The sequence below is a fragment of the Enterobacter cloacae complex sp. HYC074_NIDB genome, assembly GCF_056673345.1.
Window position 1 is genome coordinate 4,387,952 of the sequence record NZ_CP114214.1, and the last position, 14,044, is coordinate 4,401,995.

Below are 14,044 nucleotides of genomic sequence, written 5' to 3' on the forward strand. Positions count from 1 at the left end.
GATAAATTCACCAGAGATTAACCTTTTAAGAACATTTTCCCCATCCAAAAAGCGATTCCTGCGATAATCTGCCCGCCCTGTGACTGGAGTCGCAGCGTTTTCCGTTAGTAAGGGTTTTGACCAGATACGTAAATCTATGAGCCCCGTCGCGGTTAACATCCCCAGAAAAACCCTACAATTTCAGGCAGTACATATTGGCTAAGGAGCAGTGATATGCGTGTTAATGGTTTAACCCCGCAAGATCTCAAGGCTTATGGTATTCACGACGTCCAGGAAGTGGTCTACAACCCCGATTACGATACGCTGTATCAGGAAGAGCTCAATCCGGCACTGGAAGGATACGAGCGTGGTGTGTTGACGAACCTGGGTGCTATCGCCGTCGATACGGGTATTTTTACCGGTCGTTCGCCGAAAGATAAGTATATCGTCCGAGACGACACCACCCGCGATACGCTGTGGTGGGCTGATAAGGGCAAAGGGAAGAACGATAACAAACCGCTCTCCCCGGAAACCTGGCAGCATCTGAAAGGACTTGTCACCCATCAGCTTTCCGGCAAGCGTCTGTTTATTATTGATGCGTTCTGCGGCGCTAACGCCGACACCCGTCTCTCCGTACGATTTATCACCGAAGTGGCCTGGCAGGCGCATTTTGTGAAGAACATGTTCATTCGTCCAACTGATGAAGAACTGCAAGACTTCACCCCTGACTTTATCGTGATGAACGGCGCGAAATGCACCAACCCACAGTGGAAAGAGCAGGGTCTGAACTCCGAAAACTTTATCGCCTTCAACCTGACCGAGCGTATCCAGCTGATCGGCGGTACCTGGTACGGCGGCGAAATGAAGAAAGGGATGTTCTCGGTCATGACCTACCTGCTGCCGTTGCGCGGTATCGCCTCCATGCACTGCTCGGCGAACGTCGGGGAAAAAGGCGATGTAGCAGTGTTCTTCGGCCTTTCCGGCACCGGTAAAACAACGCTGTCCACCGATCCAAAACGTCGTCTGATTGGCGACGATGAACATGGCTGGGATGATGACGGCGTGTTTAACTTTGAAGGCGGCTGCTACGCGAAGACCATTCGCCTGTCGGAAGAGGCAGAGCCGGATATCTACCACGCGATTCGCCGCGATGCGCTGCTGGAAAACGTCACCGTGCGTGCCGATGGCTCTATCGACTTCGACGATGCGTCTAAAACCGAAAACACCCGCGTCTCTTACCCGATCTACCACATCGAGAACATCGTCAAGCCGGTATCGAAGGCGGGTCACGCCACGAAGGTGATTTTCCTGACCGCAGATGCATTCGGCGTGCTGCCACCGGTTTCCCGCCTGACCGCCAGCCAGACGCAGTACCATTTCCTCTCCGGCTTTACCGCTAAACTGGCGGGTACCGAGCGCGGTGTGACCGAGCCAACCCCAACCTTCTCCGCCTGCTTCGGCGCGGCGTTCCTGTCGCTGCACCCAACGCAGTACGCGGAAGTGCTGGTGAAACGCATGCAGGCATCCGGCGCCCAGGCATACCTGGTAAACACCGGCTGGAACGGTACGGGCAAACGTATCTCCATCAAAGATACACGCGCCATCATCGACGCGATTCTGGATGGTTCGCTGGATAACGCCGAGACCTTTACGCTGCCGATGTTCGATCTGGCGATCCCAACAGCGCTGCCGGGCGTGGATACGCGTATCCTGGATCCGCGTAACACCTACGGTTCACCGGAACAGTGGCGTGAGAAGGCTGAATCGCTGGCGAAACTGTTTATCGAAAACTTCGAGAAGTATACCGACACCCCGGCGGGTGCTGCGCTGGTGAGTGCTGGACCGAAGCTGTAGGTAAAAGCAAAAAGGCAACGAAAGTTGCCTTTTTTAATGTTTTTTCCCTCTCCCCATGGGAGAGGGCCGGGGTGAGGGCATCAGGCCCCACCCTTTTTTAACTCTCTTTCACCTGACCCCGTAAAACCGGCACCGGTAACCACGCACGAATGCTCAAACCACCCCGCTCGCTGGTGCCAATTTCCAGCAGTCCGTTATGGTTATCCACAATACGCTGCACAATCGCCAGGCCTAAGCCGGTTCCGCTGGTGCTGCGCGCGCTGTCGCCGCGCACAAATGGCTGGAACAGGTGCTTACGCTGCTCAGGCTTGATGCCCGGGCCATCGTCTTCCACCTGGAACCAGGCGCGGTTGAGTTCCGTACCGCTGCTGACTTTGATCCAGCCGTTGCCGTAGCGCGCCGCGTTGACCACCATATTCGCCACCGCGCGTTTAATGGAGAGCGGGTGCATACGTACCTGAATCTCACCTGCCTGAAGGTCGGTCGCAATTTCACGTTCGTAGCCGCTTTCGGCAGCAACCACTTCGCCCAGAACCGCATTCAGATCCGCCATCTCCATCGGCATCTCCTGCCCGGTGCGCAGGTAATCGATAAACTGCTCGATGATGGCGTTACACTCTTCGATATCCTTGTTGATGGACTCTGCAAGATAACCATCCTGCTCGCCCATCATCTCCGTCGCCAGCCGGATACGCGTCAGGGGCGTGCGAAGGTCATGGCTGACCCCGGCCATCAGCAGCGTACGGTCGTCCGCCAGCTGTTTAACGCCTGCCGCCATGTGGTTAAACGCACGCGTTACCGAGCGCACTTCCGATGCGCCATACTCGCGCAGCGGCGGTGGGATAATACCTTTACCGACCTGTAATGCCGCATGCTCCAGGTCGACCAGCGGTCGGTTCTGGATACGAATAAACAGCCATGCGCCGCCGATGGCCAGCAGCATGATCGCCAGGGTGTATCGGAACAGCGGTGAGAAGTCGCCCTGATGAATCTCGGTGAGCGGAACACGCACCCAGATGTTGGGTGACAGCCAGGTTTTCAGCCAGACAACCGGCGAGCTTTTATTGACCTCAACGCGCACTTCCGTCGGGCCGCCAAGCTGCTGCGCCATCTGCTGGCTGAGGAATTCATAGTGCTGCGCCCAGCGCAGGCCGGCATCTTCCGCCGCTTCGTTCGAGTAGAGAGAAATGCCCAGCTCACGGTAGATTTCCCGACGGAACGCCGGGGGAACAACCAACTGCGTGCCGTCCTCCAGTTGCAGTTTGTCGGTCATCAGCATACGCACTTCGTATGCCAGCACCTTATTAAACTGCTGGAGGCTCGGCAGGATTGCAAAGTTCAGCACCACCAGGTAGGTCGTCACCAGACTGACAAACAGCAGGGTGACGATCAATAACAGCGTGCGGGCAAACGAACTTCGCGGCGAGAAGCGCATTCGCCTCATGCTTTAGAGCCGTCCGGGACAAACACGTAGCCCAGACCCCAAACGGTCTGAATATAACGAGGATGCGCCGGATCTTCTTCCACCATACGACGCAGACGAGAGATTTGCACGTCGATAGAACGCTCCATCGCGGAGTATTCACGACCACGCGCCAGGTTCATCAGCTTGTCACGGGAGAGCGGCTCACGCGGGTGGCTGACCAGCGCTTTCAGCACCGCGAACTCACCGCTGGTGAGCGGCATTGGCTCATCTTCACGGAACATCTCACGGGTGCCGAGGTTCAGCTTAAACTTACCGAATGCAATGACGGCCTCTTCCTGAGATGGCGCGCCCGGCAGTTCGTTCGCCTGACGACGCAGCACGGCGCGAATACGCGCCAGCAGTTCACGCGGGTTAAACGGCTTTGGAATGTAGTCATCAGCGCCAATCTCAAGGCCGACAATACGGTCGACTTCTTCACCCTTCGCCGTCACCATGATGATCGGCATCGGGTTGCTCTGGCTGCGCAGACGGCGGCAAATAGAGAGCCCGTCTTCGCCAGGCAGCATCAGGTCCAACACCATCAGGTGGAAAGATTCACGCGTCAGCAGACGATCCATCTGTTCCGCGTTCGCGACGCTACGAACCTGGAAGCCCTGCTCGGTCAGATAACGTTCCAGCAGCGCACGCAGGCGCATGTCGTCATCTACGACCAGAATTTTGTAGTTCTCTTGCATTGTGTGTACTCCCAAAGGTTCGGATAAGCCTGGAACAGCGTATTCTAAAAAAGTGCACGGGTTCGACCAGCAAATTCTGGTATAAATTCTAGACGAAATTGTTACAAAGCATATTTAACAGCAGCTTATCTGTTCATTTCATCACATAAATCATTATTAATCTTGTCTGTTACACTGTGCGCTACGTATTGTGCGCAAAGACAGTTAACCGGCATTAAAGGCTGCACCATGAAAACGCCTCTAATCACCCGCGAAGGGTACGAGAAACTCAAAAAAGAGATGGATTACCTGTGGCGCGAAGAGCGTCCGGAAGTGACCAAAAAAGTCACCTGGGCCGCAAGTCTGGGCGACCGCAGCGAGAATGCGGACTATCAGTACAATAAAAAGCGACTGCGCGAAATCGATCGCCGGGTACGCTACCTGACGAAGTGTCTCGAGAATCTCAAAATTGTCGATTACTCCCCGCAGCAGGAAGGTAAAGTGTTCTTCGGCGCGTGGGTCGAAATTGAAAACGACAACGGCGACGCCCTGCGTTTTCGTATCGTCGGCTATGATGAAATTTTCGGTCGTAAGGATTACATTTCTATCGATTCACCCATGGCCCGCGCCCTGCTGAAAAAAGAGGTGGGCGATTTAGCCGTTGTCCAGACGCCCGCGGGTGAAGCAAGCTGGTACGTCAACGAAATCGTGTATGTTAAATAGTCCGAGAGCGCCCTCCCCGGCTGGCATTTTTTGGTGTCAGCCCGTATAACTATCCCCCTGATTTTCGATCCACAAGATGAACTGACCATGATGAAAGAGTCGCTCTGCCGCATTATTGCGGGTGAACTTCAGGCCAGAGCCGAACAGGTAGAAGCTGCCGTTCGCCTGCTTGATGAAGGGAACACCGTGCCGTTTATTGCACGTTATCGTAAGGAAGTCACCGGCGGTCTGGATGACACGCAGCTGCGAAACCTTGAGACTCGTCTGGGCTATCTGCGCGAGCTGGAAGACCGACGTCAGGCGATCCTCAAATCTATCGGCGAGCAGGGCAAGCTGACCAGTGACCTGGAAAAAGCCATTAACGGTACCCTGAGTAAAACCGAACTCGAAGACCTCTATCTGCCGTATAAACCGAAGCGCCGCACGCGCGGGCAGATTGCGATCGAAGCCGGCCTTGAGCCACTGGCCGATCTGCTGTGGAACGAGCCGTCTCACGATCCGGAAACCGAAGCCGCCAAGTTTATCGACGCCGATAAAAGCGTAGCAGACACCAAAGCCGCGCTGGACGGTGCTCGCTATATTCTGATGGAGCGCTTCGCCGAAGACGCGGCGCTGCTGGCCAAAGTGCGTGATTACCTGTGGAAGAACGCGCATATCGTCTCCACCGTGGTGTCCGGCAAAGAGGAAGAAGGCGCGAAATTCCGCGACTATTTCGATCACCACGAACCCATTTCTACCGCGCCGTCTCACCGCGCGCTGGCGATGTTCCGCGGCCGTAACGAAGGCGTGCTGCAACTCTCCCTGAATGCCGATCCGCAGTTTGACGAGCCGCCAAAAGAGAGCCACTGCGAGCAGATCATTATGGATCATCTGGGCCTGCGCCTGAACAACGCCCCGGCGGACAGCTGGCGCAAAGGCGTGGTGAGCTGGACCTGGCGCATCAAGGTGCTGATGCACCTCGAAACCGAGCTGATGGGCACCGTGCGCGAGCGCGCCGAAGACGAAGCGATCAACGTCTTCGCCCGTAACCTGCACGACCTGCTGATGGCTGCGCCAGCTGGCCTGCGCGCCACCATGGGTCTCGATCCGGGTCTGCGTACCGGCGTGAAGGTGGCCGTGGTTGACGGCACCGGCAAGCTCGTTGCCACCGACACCATTTACCCGCACACCGGTCAGGCAGCGAAAGCGGCTGTCGTCGTCGCCGCGCTGTGCGAGAAGTACAACGTTGAGCTGGTTGCCATCGGTAACGGTACGGCGTCCCGCGAAACCGAACGTTTCTATCTCGACGTGCAGAAGCAGTTCCCGAAAGTGACGGCGCAGAAAGTGATCGTCAGCGAAGCGGGGGCATCAGTCTACTCCGCCTCTGAGCTGGCAGCGCAGGAGTTCCCGGATCTGGACGTTTCCCTGCGCGGCGCGGTCTCTATCGCCCGTCGTTTGCAGGATCCGCTGGCGGAGCTGGTGAAGATCGACCCGAAATCCATCGGTGTGGGCCAGTATCAGCACGACGTGAGCCAGACGCAGCTGGCGCGCAAGCTGGATGCGGTAGTGGAAGACTGTGTTAACGCCGTCGGCGTGGACCTGAACACCGCTTCCGTTCCCCTGCTGACCCGCGTGGCGGGCCTGACCCGTATGATGGCACAGAATATCGTCGCCTGGCGTGATGAGAACGGTCAGTTCCAGAACCGCCAGCAGCTGCTGAAGGTGAGCCGTCTGGGGCCGAAAGCATTTGAGCAGTGCGCGGGCTTCCTGCGCATCAACCACGGCGATAACCCGCTGGATGCCTCTACCGTTCACCCGGAAGCGTACCCTGTTGTTGAGCGCATCCTGGCCGCGACTCAGCAGGCGCTTAAAGACCTGATGGGCGACAGCAGCGCGCTGCGTAACCTGAAAGCGGTGGATTTCACCGACGAACAGTTCGGTGTGCCGACGGTCACTGACATCATCAAAGAGCTGGAAAAACCGGGCCGCGATCCGCGTCCTGAGTTTAAAACCGCGACCTTTGCTGACGGCGTGGAAACCATGAACGACCTGCTGCCGGGCATGGTGCTGGAGGGGGCGGTAACCAACGTCACCAACTTTGGCGCGTTTGTGGATATCGGTGTGCATCAGGACGGTCTGGTGCATATCTCTTCCCTCGCCGACAAGTTCGTTGAAGATCCGCACACCGTGGTCAAAGCGGGCGACATCGTGAAGGTGAAAGTGCTGGAAGTGGATCTCCAGCGCAAGCGTATTGCCCTGACCATGCGTCTGGACGAGCAGCCGGGCGACACTAACGCGCGCCGTGGCGGTAATGGCGGTGGCCGTGAACAGCAGCGTCCGGCAGCGAAAGCCGCGAAGCCACGCGGACGTGACGCACAGCCAGCAGGCAACAGCGCGATGATGGATGCGCTGGCAGCGGCGATGGGTAAGAAACGCTAATGCTGTAAATGCCCGGTGGCGCGACGCTTACCGGGCCTACGGTTTTGTAGGCCGGGCAAACGCAGTGCCGCCCGGCAAGCAGGCCGCAGGGAATTAAAATAAATAAGTTGTATCCATATTTAAACCACGAATTATCACCTCATTAACAAATAGCCTTCTTTTTATTTTCACCTCAATTTCGCAAATATTGAGCAAGGTCAAGCAGACCGCAAATTAATACGATTAACAACATCCCGTCACATTTTTATTATTGCTGATAAAAACTATTCTCATTATCATCGCAGTGTAGATTATTTAACCTCTCGTGGAATCAGGCGCTATGCAATTCACTCCAGACAGTGCGTGGAAAATTATCGGTTTTACCCGTGAGATAAGCCCGGCCTATCGGCAGAAGCTGCTGTCCCTGGGCATGCTACCCGGCTCATCGTTCCAGGTGGTGCGCGTTGCGCCGTTGGGCGATCCTGTTCATATCGAAACCCGACGCGTTAATCTGGTTCTGCGTAAAAAAGACCTCGCATTAATTGAAGTTGAATCTTTATCCCGTTAACAAGCCAGCGGTTTCAGTGAGTCTATTACAATGAAAAAATTAACTATTGGCTTAATTGGCAATCCTAATTCCGGCAAGACAACCTTATTTAATCAGTTAACCGGCGCACGCCAGCGTGTGGGAAATTGGGCAGGCGTAACGGTTGAACGCAAAGAGGGCCAGTTCACTACAACAGATAATCAGGTCACGCTGGTTGATTTACCGGGGACCTATTCACTCACCACGATTTCATCCCAGACCTCACTCGATGAGCAAATTGCCTGCCACTATATTCTGAGCGGCGACGCGGATCTGCTCATCAATGTGGTGGATGCCTCTAATCTCGAACGAAATCTGTACCTCACGCTACAGCTGCTGGAGCTGGGGATCCCCTGCATCGTAGCGCTTAACATGCTCGACATCGCCGAGAAGCAAAAGCTGCGCATCGACGTCGACGCCCTCTCCGCCCGTCTGGGCTGCCCGGTGGTTCCGCTGGTTTCTACCCGCGCACGCGGCATTGACGCCCTGAAGCTGGCGATTGACCGCCACACGGGCAATGCCGACGTCGAACTGGTGCACTACGCCCAACCCCTGCTGCGCGAAGCCGGGCAACTGGCGCAGGAGATGGACAACAGCATGCCCGCCAGACAACGTCTGTGGCTTGGCCTGCAAATGCTGGAAGGCGATATCTACAGCCGCGCCTACGCAGGCGATGCGGCGGATAAGCTGGGCGTCGCGCAGGCTCGCCTGAGCGACGAGCTGGACGATCCCGCTCTGCATATTGCGGATGCGCGCTATCAGGCCATCGCCGCTATCTGTGACGTGGTCAGCAATGCATTAACCGCTGAACCCAGCCGCTTCACCGCCGCCGTGGATAAGATTGTGCTCAACCGCTTCCTCGGTTTGCCGATCTTTTTACTGGTGATGTACGTGATGTTCCTGCTCGCCATTAACATCGGCGGTGCATTACAACCTATCTTTGATGGCGGCTCTGTCGCTATCTTCGTGCACGGTATTCAGTGGCTGGGCTACACCCTCCACTTCCCGGAATGGTTGACCATCTTCCTTGCGCAGGGGATCGGCGGCGGGATTAATACCGTCCTGCCACTAGTACCGCAGATCGGCATGATGTACCTGTTCCTCTCCTTCCTTGAGGATTCCGGCTACATGGCGCGCGCGGCCTTCGTAATGGACCGCCTGATGCAGGCGCTGGGGCTGCCGGGTAAATCCTTCGTGCCGCTGATTGTCGGTTTTGGCTGTAACGTGCCGTCAGTCATGGGCGCGCGTACGCTGGATGCCCCGCGCGAACGCCTGATGACCATCATGATGGCGCCGTTCATGTCCTGCGGCGCGCGTCTGGCGATCTTCGCGGTCTTTGCCGCGGCGTTCTTTGGTCAGGAAGGGGCGCTGGCCGTCTTCTCCCTGTATGTGCTGGGTATCGTGATGGCTATTCTCACCGGCCTGATGCTGAAGCACACCATCATGCGTGGCGAAGCGTCGCCGTTCGTGATGGAACTGCCGGTTTATCACGTTCCGCATCTGAAAAGCCTGATTATTCAGACATGGCAGCGCCTGAAGGGCTTCGTTCTGCGCGCCGGTAAGGTGATTGTGGTGGTCAGCATTTTCCTGAGCGCCCTGAACAGCTTCACCCTGAGCGGCCAGGCCGCGGACAACATTAATGACTCTGCCCTGGCCTCCGTCAGCCGGATCATTACGCCGGTCTTCAAACCGATTGGCGTTCAGGAAGACAACTGGCAGGCAACCGTGGGCCTGTTCACCGGCGCGATGGCAAAAGAGGTAGTTGTCGGCACCCTGAACACGCTTTACACCGCGGAAAACATCCAGGAAGAGGAGTTTAATCCGGCAGCGTTCAACCTCGGCGATGAACTGCTTGGCGCGGTGGAAGAGACCTGGCAGAGCCTCAAAGACACCTTCAGCCTGAGCGTACTGGCGAACCCGATTGAAGCCAGCAAAGGCGACGGCGAAATGGCGACCGGAGCAATGGGCGTGATGGGCCAGAAATTTGGCAGCGCGTCGGCGGCCTACAGCTACCTGATCTTCGTCCTGCTCTATATTCCATGCATCTCGGTCATGGGCGCCATTGCCCGTGAGTCCAGCCGCGGCTGGATGGGCTTCTCCATTCTGTGGGGGCTGAACATTGCCTACTCGCTGGCGACCGTGTTTTATCAGGCCGTCAATTACAGCCAGCATCCGCGCTACAGCCTGGTCTGTATCCTCGCGGTGATCCTGTTTAACGTAATGGTGATTGGCCTGCTGCGCCGGGCGCGTAGCCGCGTTGACGTTAACCTGCTGGCAACGCGCAAAACCCCAACGACCTGCTGTAACAGCCCAGCAGGCGACTGTCACTGAGGGGAAAAAGATGGCATCGTTGATTCAGGTTCGTGACTTACTGGCGTTACAGGGACGAATGGAGGCGAAGCAGCTCAGCCTCAGCCTGCATACGCCGCAGCCGATGATCGATGCCATGCTGGAAAGGCTGGAGGCGATGGGGAAAGCCGTGCGCATTCAGGAAGAGCCGGACGGTTGTCTGTCCGGCAGTTGCAAGAGTTGTCCTGAAGGTAAAGCCTGTCTCAGGGAGTGGTGGACGCTTCGCTGATAAAACCGGACAGCGCCGAACAAAACTCAGCAGGATGAGAGATGAACGGCGCATGTGCCGCTTTGGCAACCACCATTGATTTACTCTCCGGCCACAGCGCATCCAGCAGCGGAACCACCTTGCGCGGAACCAGTCCATCCAGATAGCCATAAATACGCAGATGCGGCACCGTTAACGACGCCAGCGGCTCGCGCAGATCGGCCGTTTTCAGGATCTCCAGTCCACCGTTCAGCACCTCAACCTCCGGCATCGGCAGAGAAAGCACCGTCTGCTTCAACGTCCGTGCGTCCTGACGGGCGGTTTCTGTTCCCATGGTTTGTAGCGCCAGAAAACGCTCCACCGTCCGCTGGAAGTCTTCGCTCAGCTGATGCTGGAACCCGGCCAGCACCTCGGGTTTAATGCCCGGCCACGCCTCGCGGGCGCTGAAACAGGGTGATGAGGCAACGGTGATCAGCGCCTGGACCCGCTCAGGATGGCGTAGCGCAATCTGGCTTACCACCAGCCCGCCCAGGCTCCAGCCGAGCCAGACGGCTTTTTGCGGCGCCGCTTCCAGAACCTGCTCCGCCATGTCGTCAAGCGTCATCGCGCCATAGCCGTGGCTACGGCCATAGCCCGGTAGATCCACCAGGTGTACCGTAAATTGCGAGGCCAGTTCCTCACTTATGCAACGCCACACTTCGGCGTTCAGTCCCCATCCGTGCAGCAGCACAAGATGACAATTTCCCGTCCCAACGGTCTGCCACCACAGCGTCTTCATCAGTTAACGTTCTCTTTTTTCACATGGAGGTTGCGTATGCTAACAGTGCCCGGCTTGTGCTGGCTATGCCGAATGCCACTTGCGCTGAGCGCGTGGGGCGTCTGTTCCGTTTGCACGCGAGCGCTGGGTTACCTGAAGGGCTGTCCGCAATGCGGCTTGCCTGCCGTCAGCCAGACGCTTCCCTGCGGCCGATGCCTGAAAAAAGCGCCGCCGTGGAGCGCGCTGGTGGCGGTGGATGATTATATATTGCCGCTGAGTCGTCTGGTTCATCAGTTCAAGTTTTCCAGCCAGATCGCGCTGGCGCAGCCGCTGGCACGCCTGTTATTACTGGCGGTATTGCAGGCGCGAAGAACGCGAGGACTGCCGCCGGTCGACACGCTTGTGAACGTGCCACTGTTTCAGCGCCGCCACTGGCGGCGGGGATACAATCAGAGCGACCTGCTGTGCCGTCCGCTCGCCCGCTGGCTGGGTTGCCGGTACCCCGCCTCTGCGCTGAAACGTATTCATGCCACTGCCGTTCAGCACCGGCTCAACGCCCGGTCGCGCAAAAGGAACCTGAAAAACGCCTTTCGCCTTGAATTGCCGGTCAACGGTCTCCATATCGCGATTGTGGATGATGTCGTCACCACGGGCAGTACCGTGGCTGAACTTTCCCGACTGCTTTTGCAAAGCGGCGCCGCGTCAGTTCAGGTATGGTGTCTGTGCCGTACCTTGTAGCCCTTCTTCAATGGGCGTATGATTATACCCAGGTAATTTAGTCAACTATTAGGCCAAAGCTATGATCCGTATTTCCGATTCTGCACAAGCGCACTTTGCCAAACTGCTGGCAAATCAGGAAGAAGGGACGCAGATCCGCGTGTTTGTGATCAATCCAGGCACTCCGAATGCAGAATGTGGTGTCTCTTATTGTCCTCCGGATGCAGTGGAAGCAACTGACACTGCCCTTAAATTTGAACAGCTCACCGCGTACGTTGATGAGCTGAGCGCGCCGTATCTTGAAGATGCGGAGATTGATTTCGTCACCGACCAGCTGGGTTCTCAGCTGACGCTGAAGGCACCGAACGCGAAAATGCGTAAAGTCTCTGACGATGCCCCGCTGATGGAGCGTGTGGAATATCTGCTGCAATCGCAGATCAACCCGCAGCTGGCCGGCCACGGGGGGCGTGTTTCCCTGATGGAAATCACCGAAGATGGTCTGGCAATCCTGCAATTCGGCGGCGGCTGTAACGGCTGCTCCATGGTCGATGTCACCCTGAAAGAAGGGATCGAGAAGCAGCTGCTGAACGAATTCCCGGAACTGAAAGGCGTGCGCGATCTGACAGAGCACCAGCGCGGCGAGCACTCCTACTACTGATTCAGTGCCCGTCTGTATTGCCCGGTGGCGCTGCGCTTACCGGGCCTACATTTTCTTGCCTCCCCCTCTATATGTTGACCTGCGTCTCATAATTCAAATTTTGCCTCCCTGGGTGATTCTCAATCACATCATGTTACCCGTATCATTCTCGTGGGCACTCAACACCCTTATAACAGCCGACTAAACTTAACGTTTTCGCAGGCATCAGTATGAGTGCCGTTAACACTCTGTTCCCAGTTGGGACAACCGGAATTTGTCGTTGAAACAATGACGTTACCCATAACAATTCAAAGGCCAGGTCAATCATGCCATTAGTCATCGTCGCTATCGGTGTTGTGTTATTACTGCTCTTGATGATCCGCTTCAAAATGAACGGATTTATCGCTCTGGTTCTGGTGGCACTTGCAGTCGGTCTGATGCAGGGAATGCCGCTGGTTAAAGTTATCAGCTCCATTAAAGCCGGTGTCGGCGGTACGCTCGGCAGCCTGGCGCTGATCATGGGCTTCGGCGCTATGCTCGGTAAAATGCTCGCGGACTGCGGTGGCGCGCAGCGTATTGCCACTACCCTTATCGATAAATTTGGCAAGCAGCACATCCAGTGGGCGGTGGTGTTAACCGGTTTTACCGTCGGTTTCGCACTGTTCTATGAAGTGGGCTTCGTCCTGATGCTGCCGCTGGTGTTCACCATCGCCGCTGCCGCCAACATCCCGCTGCTGTTCGTGGGCGTGCCGATGGCTGCGGCGCTGTCCGTCACCCACGGTTTCCTGCCGCCGCACCCGGGTCCAACGGCTATCGCCACCATCTTCCACGCCGATATGGGTAAAACCCTGCTGTTCGGTACGATTCTGGCGATCCCGACGGTGATTCTGGCAGGCCCGGTGTATGCGCGCTTCCTGAAAGGCATCGATAAGCCTATCCCGGAAGGGCTGTACAGCGCCAAAACCTTTACTGAAGAAGAGATGCCAGGCTTTGGCGTCAGCGTCTGGACCTCACTGGTACCGGTGATCCTGATGGCGATGCGTGCCATAGCAGAGATGGTTCTGCCGAAAGGTCACGCGTTCCTGTCCGTTGCGGAGTTCCTGGGCGACCCGGTAATGGCAACGCTGATTGCGGTATTGATTGCGATGTTTACCTTCGGTCTTAACCGCGGTCGCTCCATGGATCAGATCAACGACACGCTGACCTCTTCCATCAAAATCATCGCCATGATGCTGCTGATCATCGGCGGCGGCGGCGCGTTCAAGCAGGTGCTGGTCGACAGCGGCGTGGATAAATACATCGCTGCCATGATGCATGAAACCAACGTATCGCCGCTGCTGATGGCGTGGTCTATCGCCGCCGTTCTGCGTATTGCGCTGGGCTCTGCGACCGTTGCGGCGATTACCGCAGGCGGCATCGTGGCACCGCTGATTGCCACGACGGGCGTCAGCCCTGAACTGATGGTTATCGCGGTCGGTTCGGGCAGCGTGATTTTCTCCCACGTGAACGATCCGGGCTTCTGGCTGTTCAAGGAGTACTTCAACCTGACCATCGGTGAAACCATCAAGTCCTGGTCCGCGCTGGAAACCATTATTTCGGTGTGCGGTCTGGTCGGTGTGCTGCTGTTGAATATGGTGGTTTGATGTAAAAAAGCCGGGTAGCGCTGACGCTTACCCGGCCTACATTCTATTCCCTCTC

Annotated in this window: 12 protein-coding genes; 9 read left to right on the top strand and 3 right to left on the bottom strand. The window is 56.8% G+C overall.

The genetic code is table 11. The features are described 5' to 3' along the window. Positions 1 to 213: 213 nt before the first annotated feature. On the top strand, positions 214 to 1,833 hold the full coding sequence (pckA, locus tag O1724_RS21420; protein WP_479983906.1) for a phosphoenolpyruvate carboxykinase (ATP): 1,620 nt from the start codon (positions 214 to 216) through the stop codon (positions 1,831 to 1,833). A gap of 97 nt (positions 1,834 to 1,930) precedes the next feature. On the opposite strand, the gene envZ is transcribed toward pckA, so the two are convergent. Both envZ and ompR read right to left on the bottom strand, forming a co-directional pair. Beyond that, positions 1,931 to 3,277 carry a two-component system sensor histidine kinase EnvZ gene (gene envZ / locus O1724_RS21425; protein ID WP_003861615.1) on the bottom strand — a complete coding sequence of 449 codons (1,347 nt, stop codon included), beginning with the start codon at positions 3,275 to 3,277 and terminating at the stop codon, positions 1,931 to 1,933. Beyond that, the gene (gene ompR / locus O1724_RS21430; protein WP_001157751.1) at positions 3,274 to 3,993 is read right to left on the bottom strand and encodes an osmolarity response regulator transcription factor OmpR; all 720 of its coding nucleotides are present in this window, start codon (positions 3,991 to 3,993) and stop codon (positions 3,274 to 3,276) included. The genes envZ and ompR overlap by 4 nt, the downstream gene beginning before the upstream one ends. Positions 3,994 to 4,221: 228 nt before the next feature. On the opposite strand from ompR, the gene greB reads away from it, so the two are divergent. The 5 genes from greB (at position 4,222) to feoC (ending at position 10,256) form a co-directional block, all read left to right on the top strand. Continuing rightward, entirely contained in the window at positions 4,222 to 4,695 is a 474-nt protein-coding gene (greB, locus tag O1724_RS21435; RefSeq protein WP_045330063.1) for a transcription elongation factor GreB, read from the top strand. A gap of 87 nt (positions 4,696 to 4,782) precedes the next feature. After that, the gene (locus O1724_RS21440; protein WP_022651955.1) at positions 4,783 to 7,113 is read left to right on the top strand and encodes a Tex family protein; all 2,331 of its coding nucleotides are present in this window, start codon (positions 4,783 to 4,785) and stop codon (positions 7,111 to 7,113) included. 319 nt (positions 7,114 to 7,432) lie between these two features. Then, on the top strand, positions 7,433 to 7,660 hold the full coding sequence (gene feoA / locus O1724_RS21445; protein ID WP_003861611.1) for a ferrous iron transporter A: 228 nt from the start codon (positions 7,433 to 7,435) through the stop codon (positions 7,658 to 7,660). Positions 7,661 to 7,690: 30 nt separating this feature from the next. Continuing rightward, on the top strand, positions 7,691 to 10,009 hold the full coding sequence (gene feoB, locus O1724_RS21450; protein ID WP_003861609.1) for a Fe(2+) transporter permease subunit FeoB: 2,319 nt from the start codon (positions 7,691 to 7,693) through the stop codon (positions 10,007 to 10,009). Positions 10,010 to 10,019: 10 nt separating this feature from the next. After that, positions 10,020 to 10,256: a [Fe-S]-dependent transcriptional repressor FeoC gene (feoC, locus tag O1724_RS21455; RefSeq protein WP_017384148.1), complete on the top strand. Its 237-nt coding sequence runs from the start codon at positions 10,020 to 10,022 to the stop codon at positions 10,254 to 10,256. Here feoC and bioH read toward each other — a convergent pair. Beyond that, complete coding sequence (bioH, locus tag O1724_RS21460) at positions 10,231 to 11,013, bottom strand: pimeloyl-ACP methyl ester esterase BioH (RefSeq protein ID WP_003861604.1); 783 nt, start codon at positions 11,011 to 11,013, stop codon at positions 10,231 to 10,233. The two genes, feoC and bioH, sit on opposite strands and share 26 nt — an antisense overlap. A 36-nt stretch (positions 11,014 to 11,049) precedes the next feature. On the opposite strand from bioH, the gene gntX reads away from it, so the two are divergent. The 3 genes from gntX (at position 11,050) to gntT (ending at position 13,989) form a co-directional block, all read left to right on the top strand. Next, positions 11,050 to 11,730, top strand: a complete 681-nt coding sequence (gene gntX / locus O1724_RS21465; RefSeq protein WP_126297148.1) for a DNA utilization protein GntX — start codon at positions 11,050 to 11,052, stop codon at positions 11,728 to 11,730. Positions 11,731 to 11,791: 61 nt separating this feature from the next. After that, positions 11,792 to 12,367 (top strand): Fe-S biogenesis protein NfuA, encoded by a 576-nt coding sequence (nfuA, locus tag O1724_RS21470; RefSeq protein ID WP_003861601.1) that lies wholly within the window; start codon positions 11,792 to 11,794, stop codon positions 12,365 to 12,367. Between the two features lie 305 nt (positions 12,368 to 12,672). Beyond that, on the top strand, positions 12,673 to 13,989 hold the full coding sequence (gntT, locus tag O1724_RS21475; RefSeq protein WP_003861600.1) for a gluconate transporter: 1,317 nt from the start codon (positions 12,673 to 12,675) through the stop codon (positions 13,987 to 13,989). The last annotated feature ends 55 nt before the right edge of the window (positions 13,990 to 14,044 follow it).

Bases quoted from the DNA above. Each gene is read 5' to 3' on its own strand.
- pckA (WP_479983906.1), top strand. From the start codon at position 214: ATGCGTGTTAATGGTTTAACCCCGCAAGATCTCAAGGCTTATGGTATT.
- envZ (WP_003861615.1), bottom strand. From the start codon at position 3,277: ATGAGGCGAATGCGCTTCTCGCCGCGAAGTTCGTTTGCCCGCACGCTG.
- ompR (WP_001157751.1), bottom strand. From the start codon at position 3,993: ATGCAAGAGAACTACAAAATTCTGGTCGTAGATGACGACATGCGCCTG.
- greB (WP_045330063.1), top strand. From the start codon at position 4,222: ATGAAAACGCCTCTAATCACCCGCGAAGGGTACGAGAAACTCAAAAAA.
- O1724_RS21440 (WP_022651955.1), top strand. From the start codon at position 4,783: ATGATGAAAGAGTCGCTCTGCCGCATTATTGCGGGTGAACTTCAGGCC.
- feoA (WP_003861611.1), top strand. From the start codon at position 7,433: ATGCAATTCACTCCAGACAGTGCGTGGAAAATTATCGGTTTTACCCGT.
- feoB (WP_003861609.1), top strand. From the start codon at position 7,691: ATGAAAAAATTAACTATTGGCTTAATTGGCAATCCTAATTCCGGCAAG.
- feoC (WP_017384148.1), top strand. From the start codon at position 10,020: ATGGCATCGTTGATTCAGGTTCGTGACTTACTGGCGTTACAGGGACGA.
- bioH (WP_003861604.1), bottom strand. From the start codon at position 11,013: ATGAAGACGCTGTGGTGGCAGACCGTTGGGACGGGAAATTGTCATCTT.
- gntX (WP_126297148.1), top strand. From the start codon at position 11,050: ATGCTAACAGTGCCCGGCTTGTGCTGGCTATGCCGAATGCCACTTGCG.
- nfuA (WP_003861601.1), top strand. From the start codon at position 11,792: ATGATCCGTATTTCCGATTCTGCACAAGCGCACTTTGCCAAACTGCTG.
- gntT (WP_003861600.1), top strand. From the start codon at position 12,673: ATGCCATTAGTCATCGTCGCTATCGGTGTTGTGTTATTACTGCTCTTG.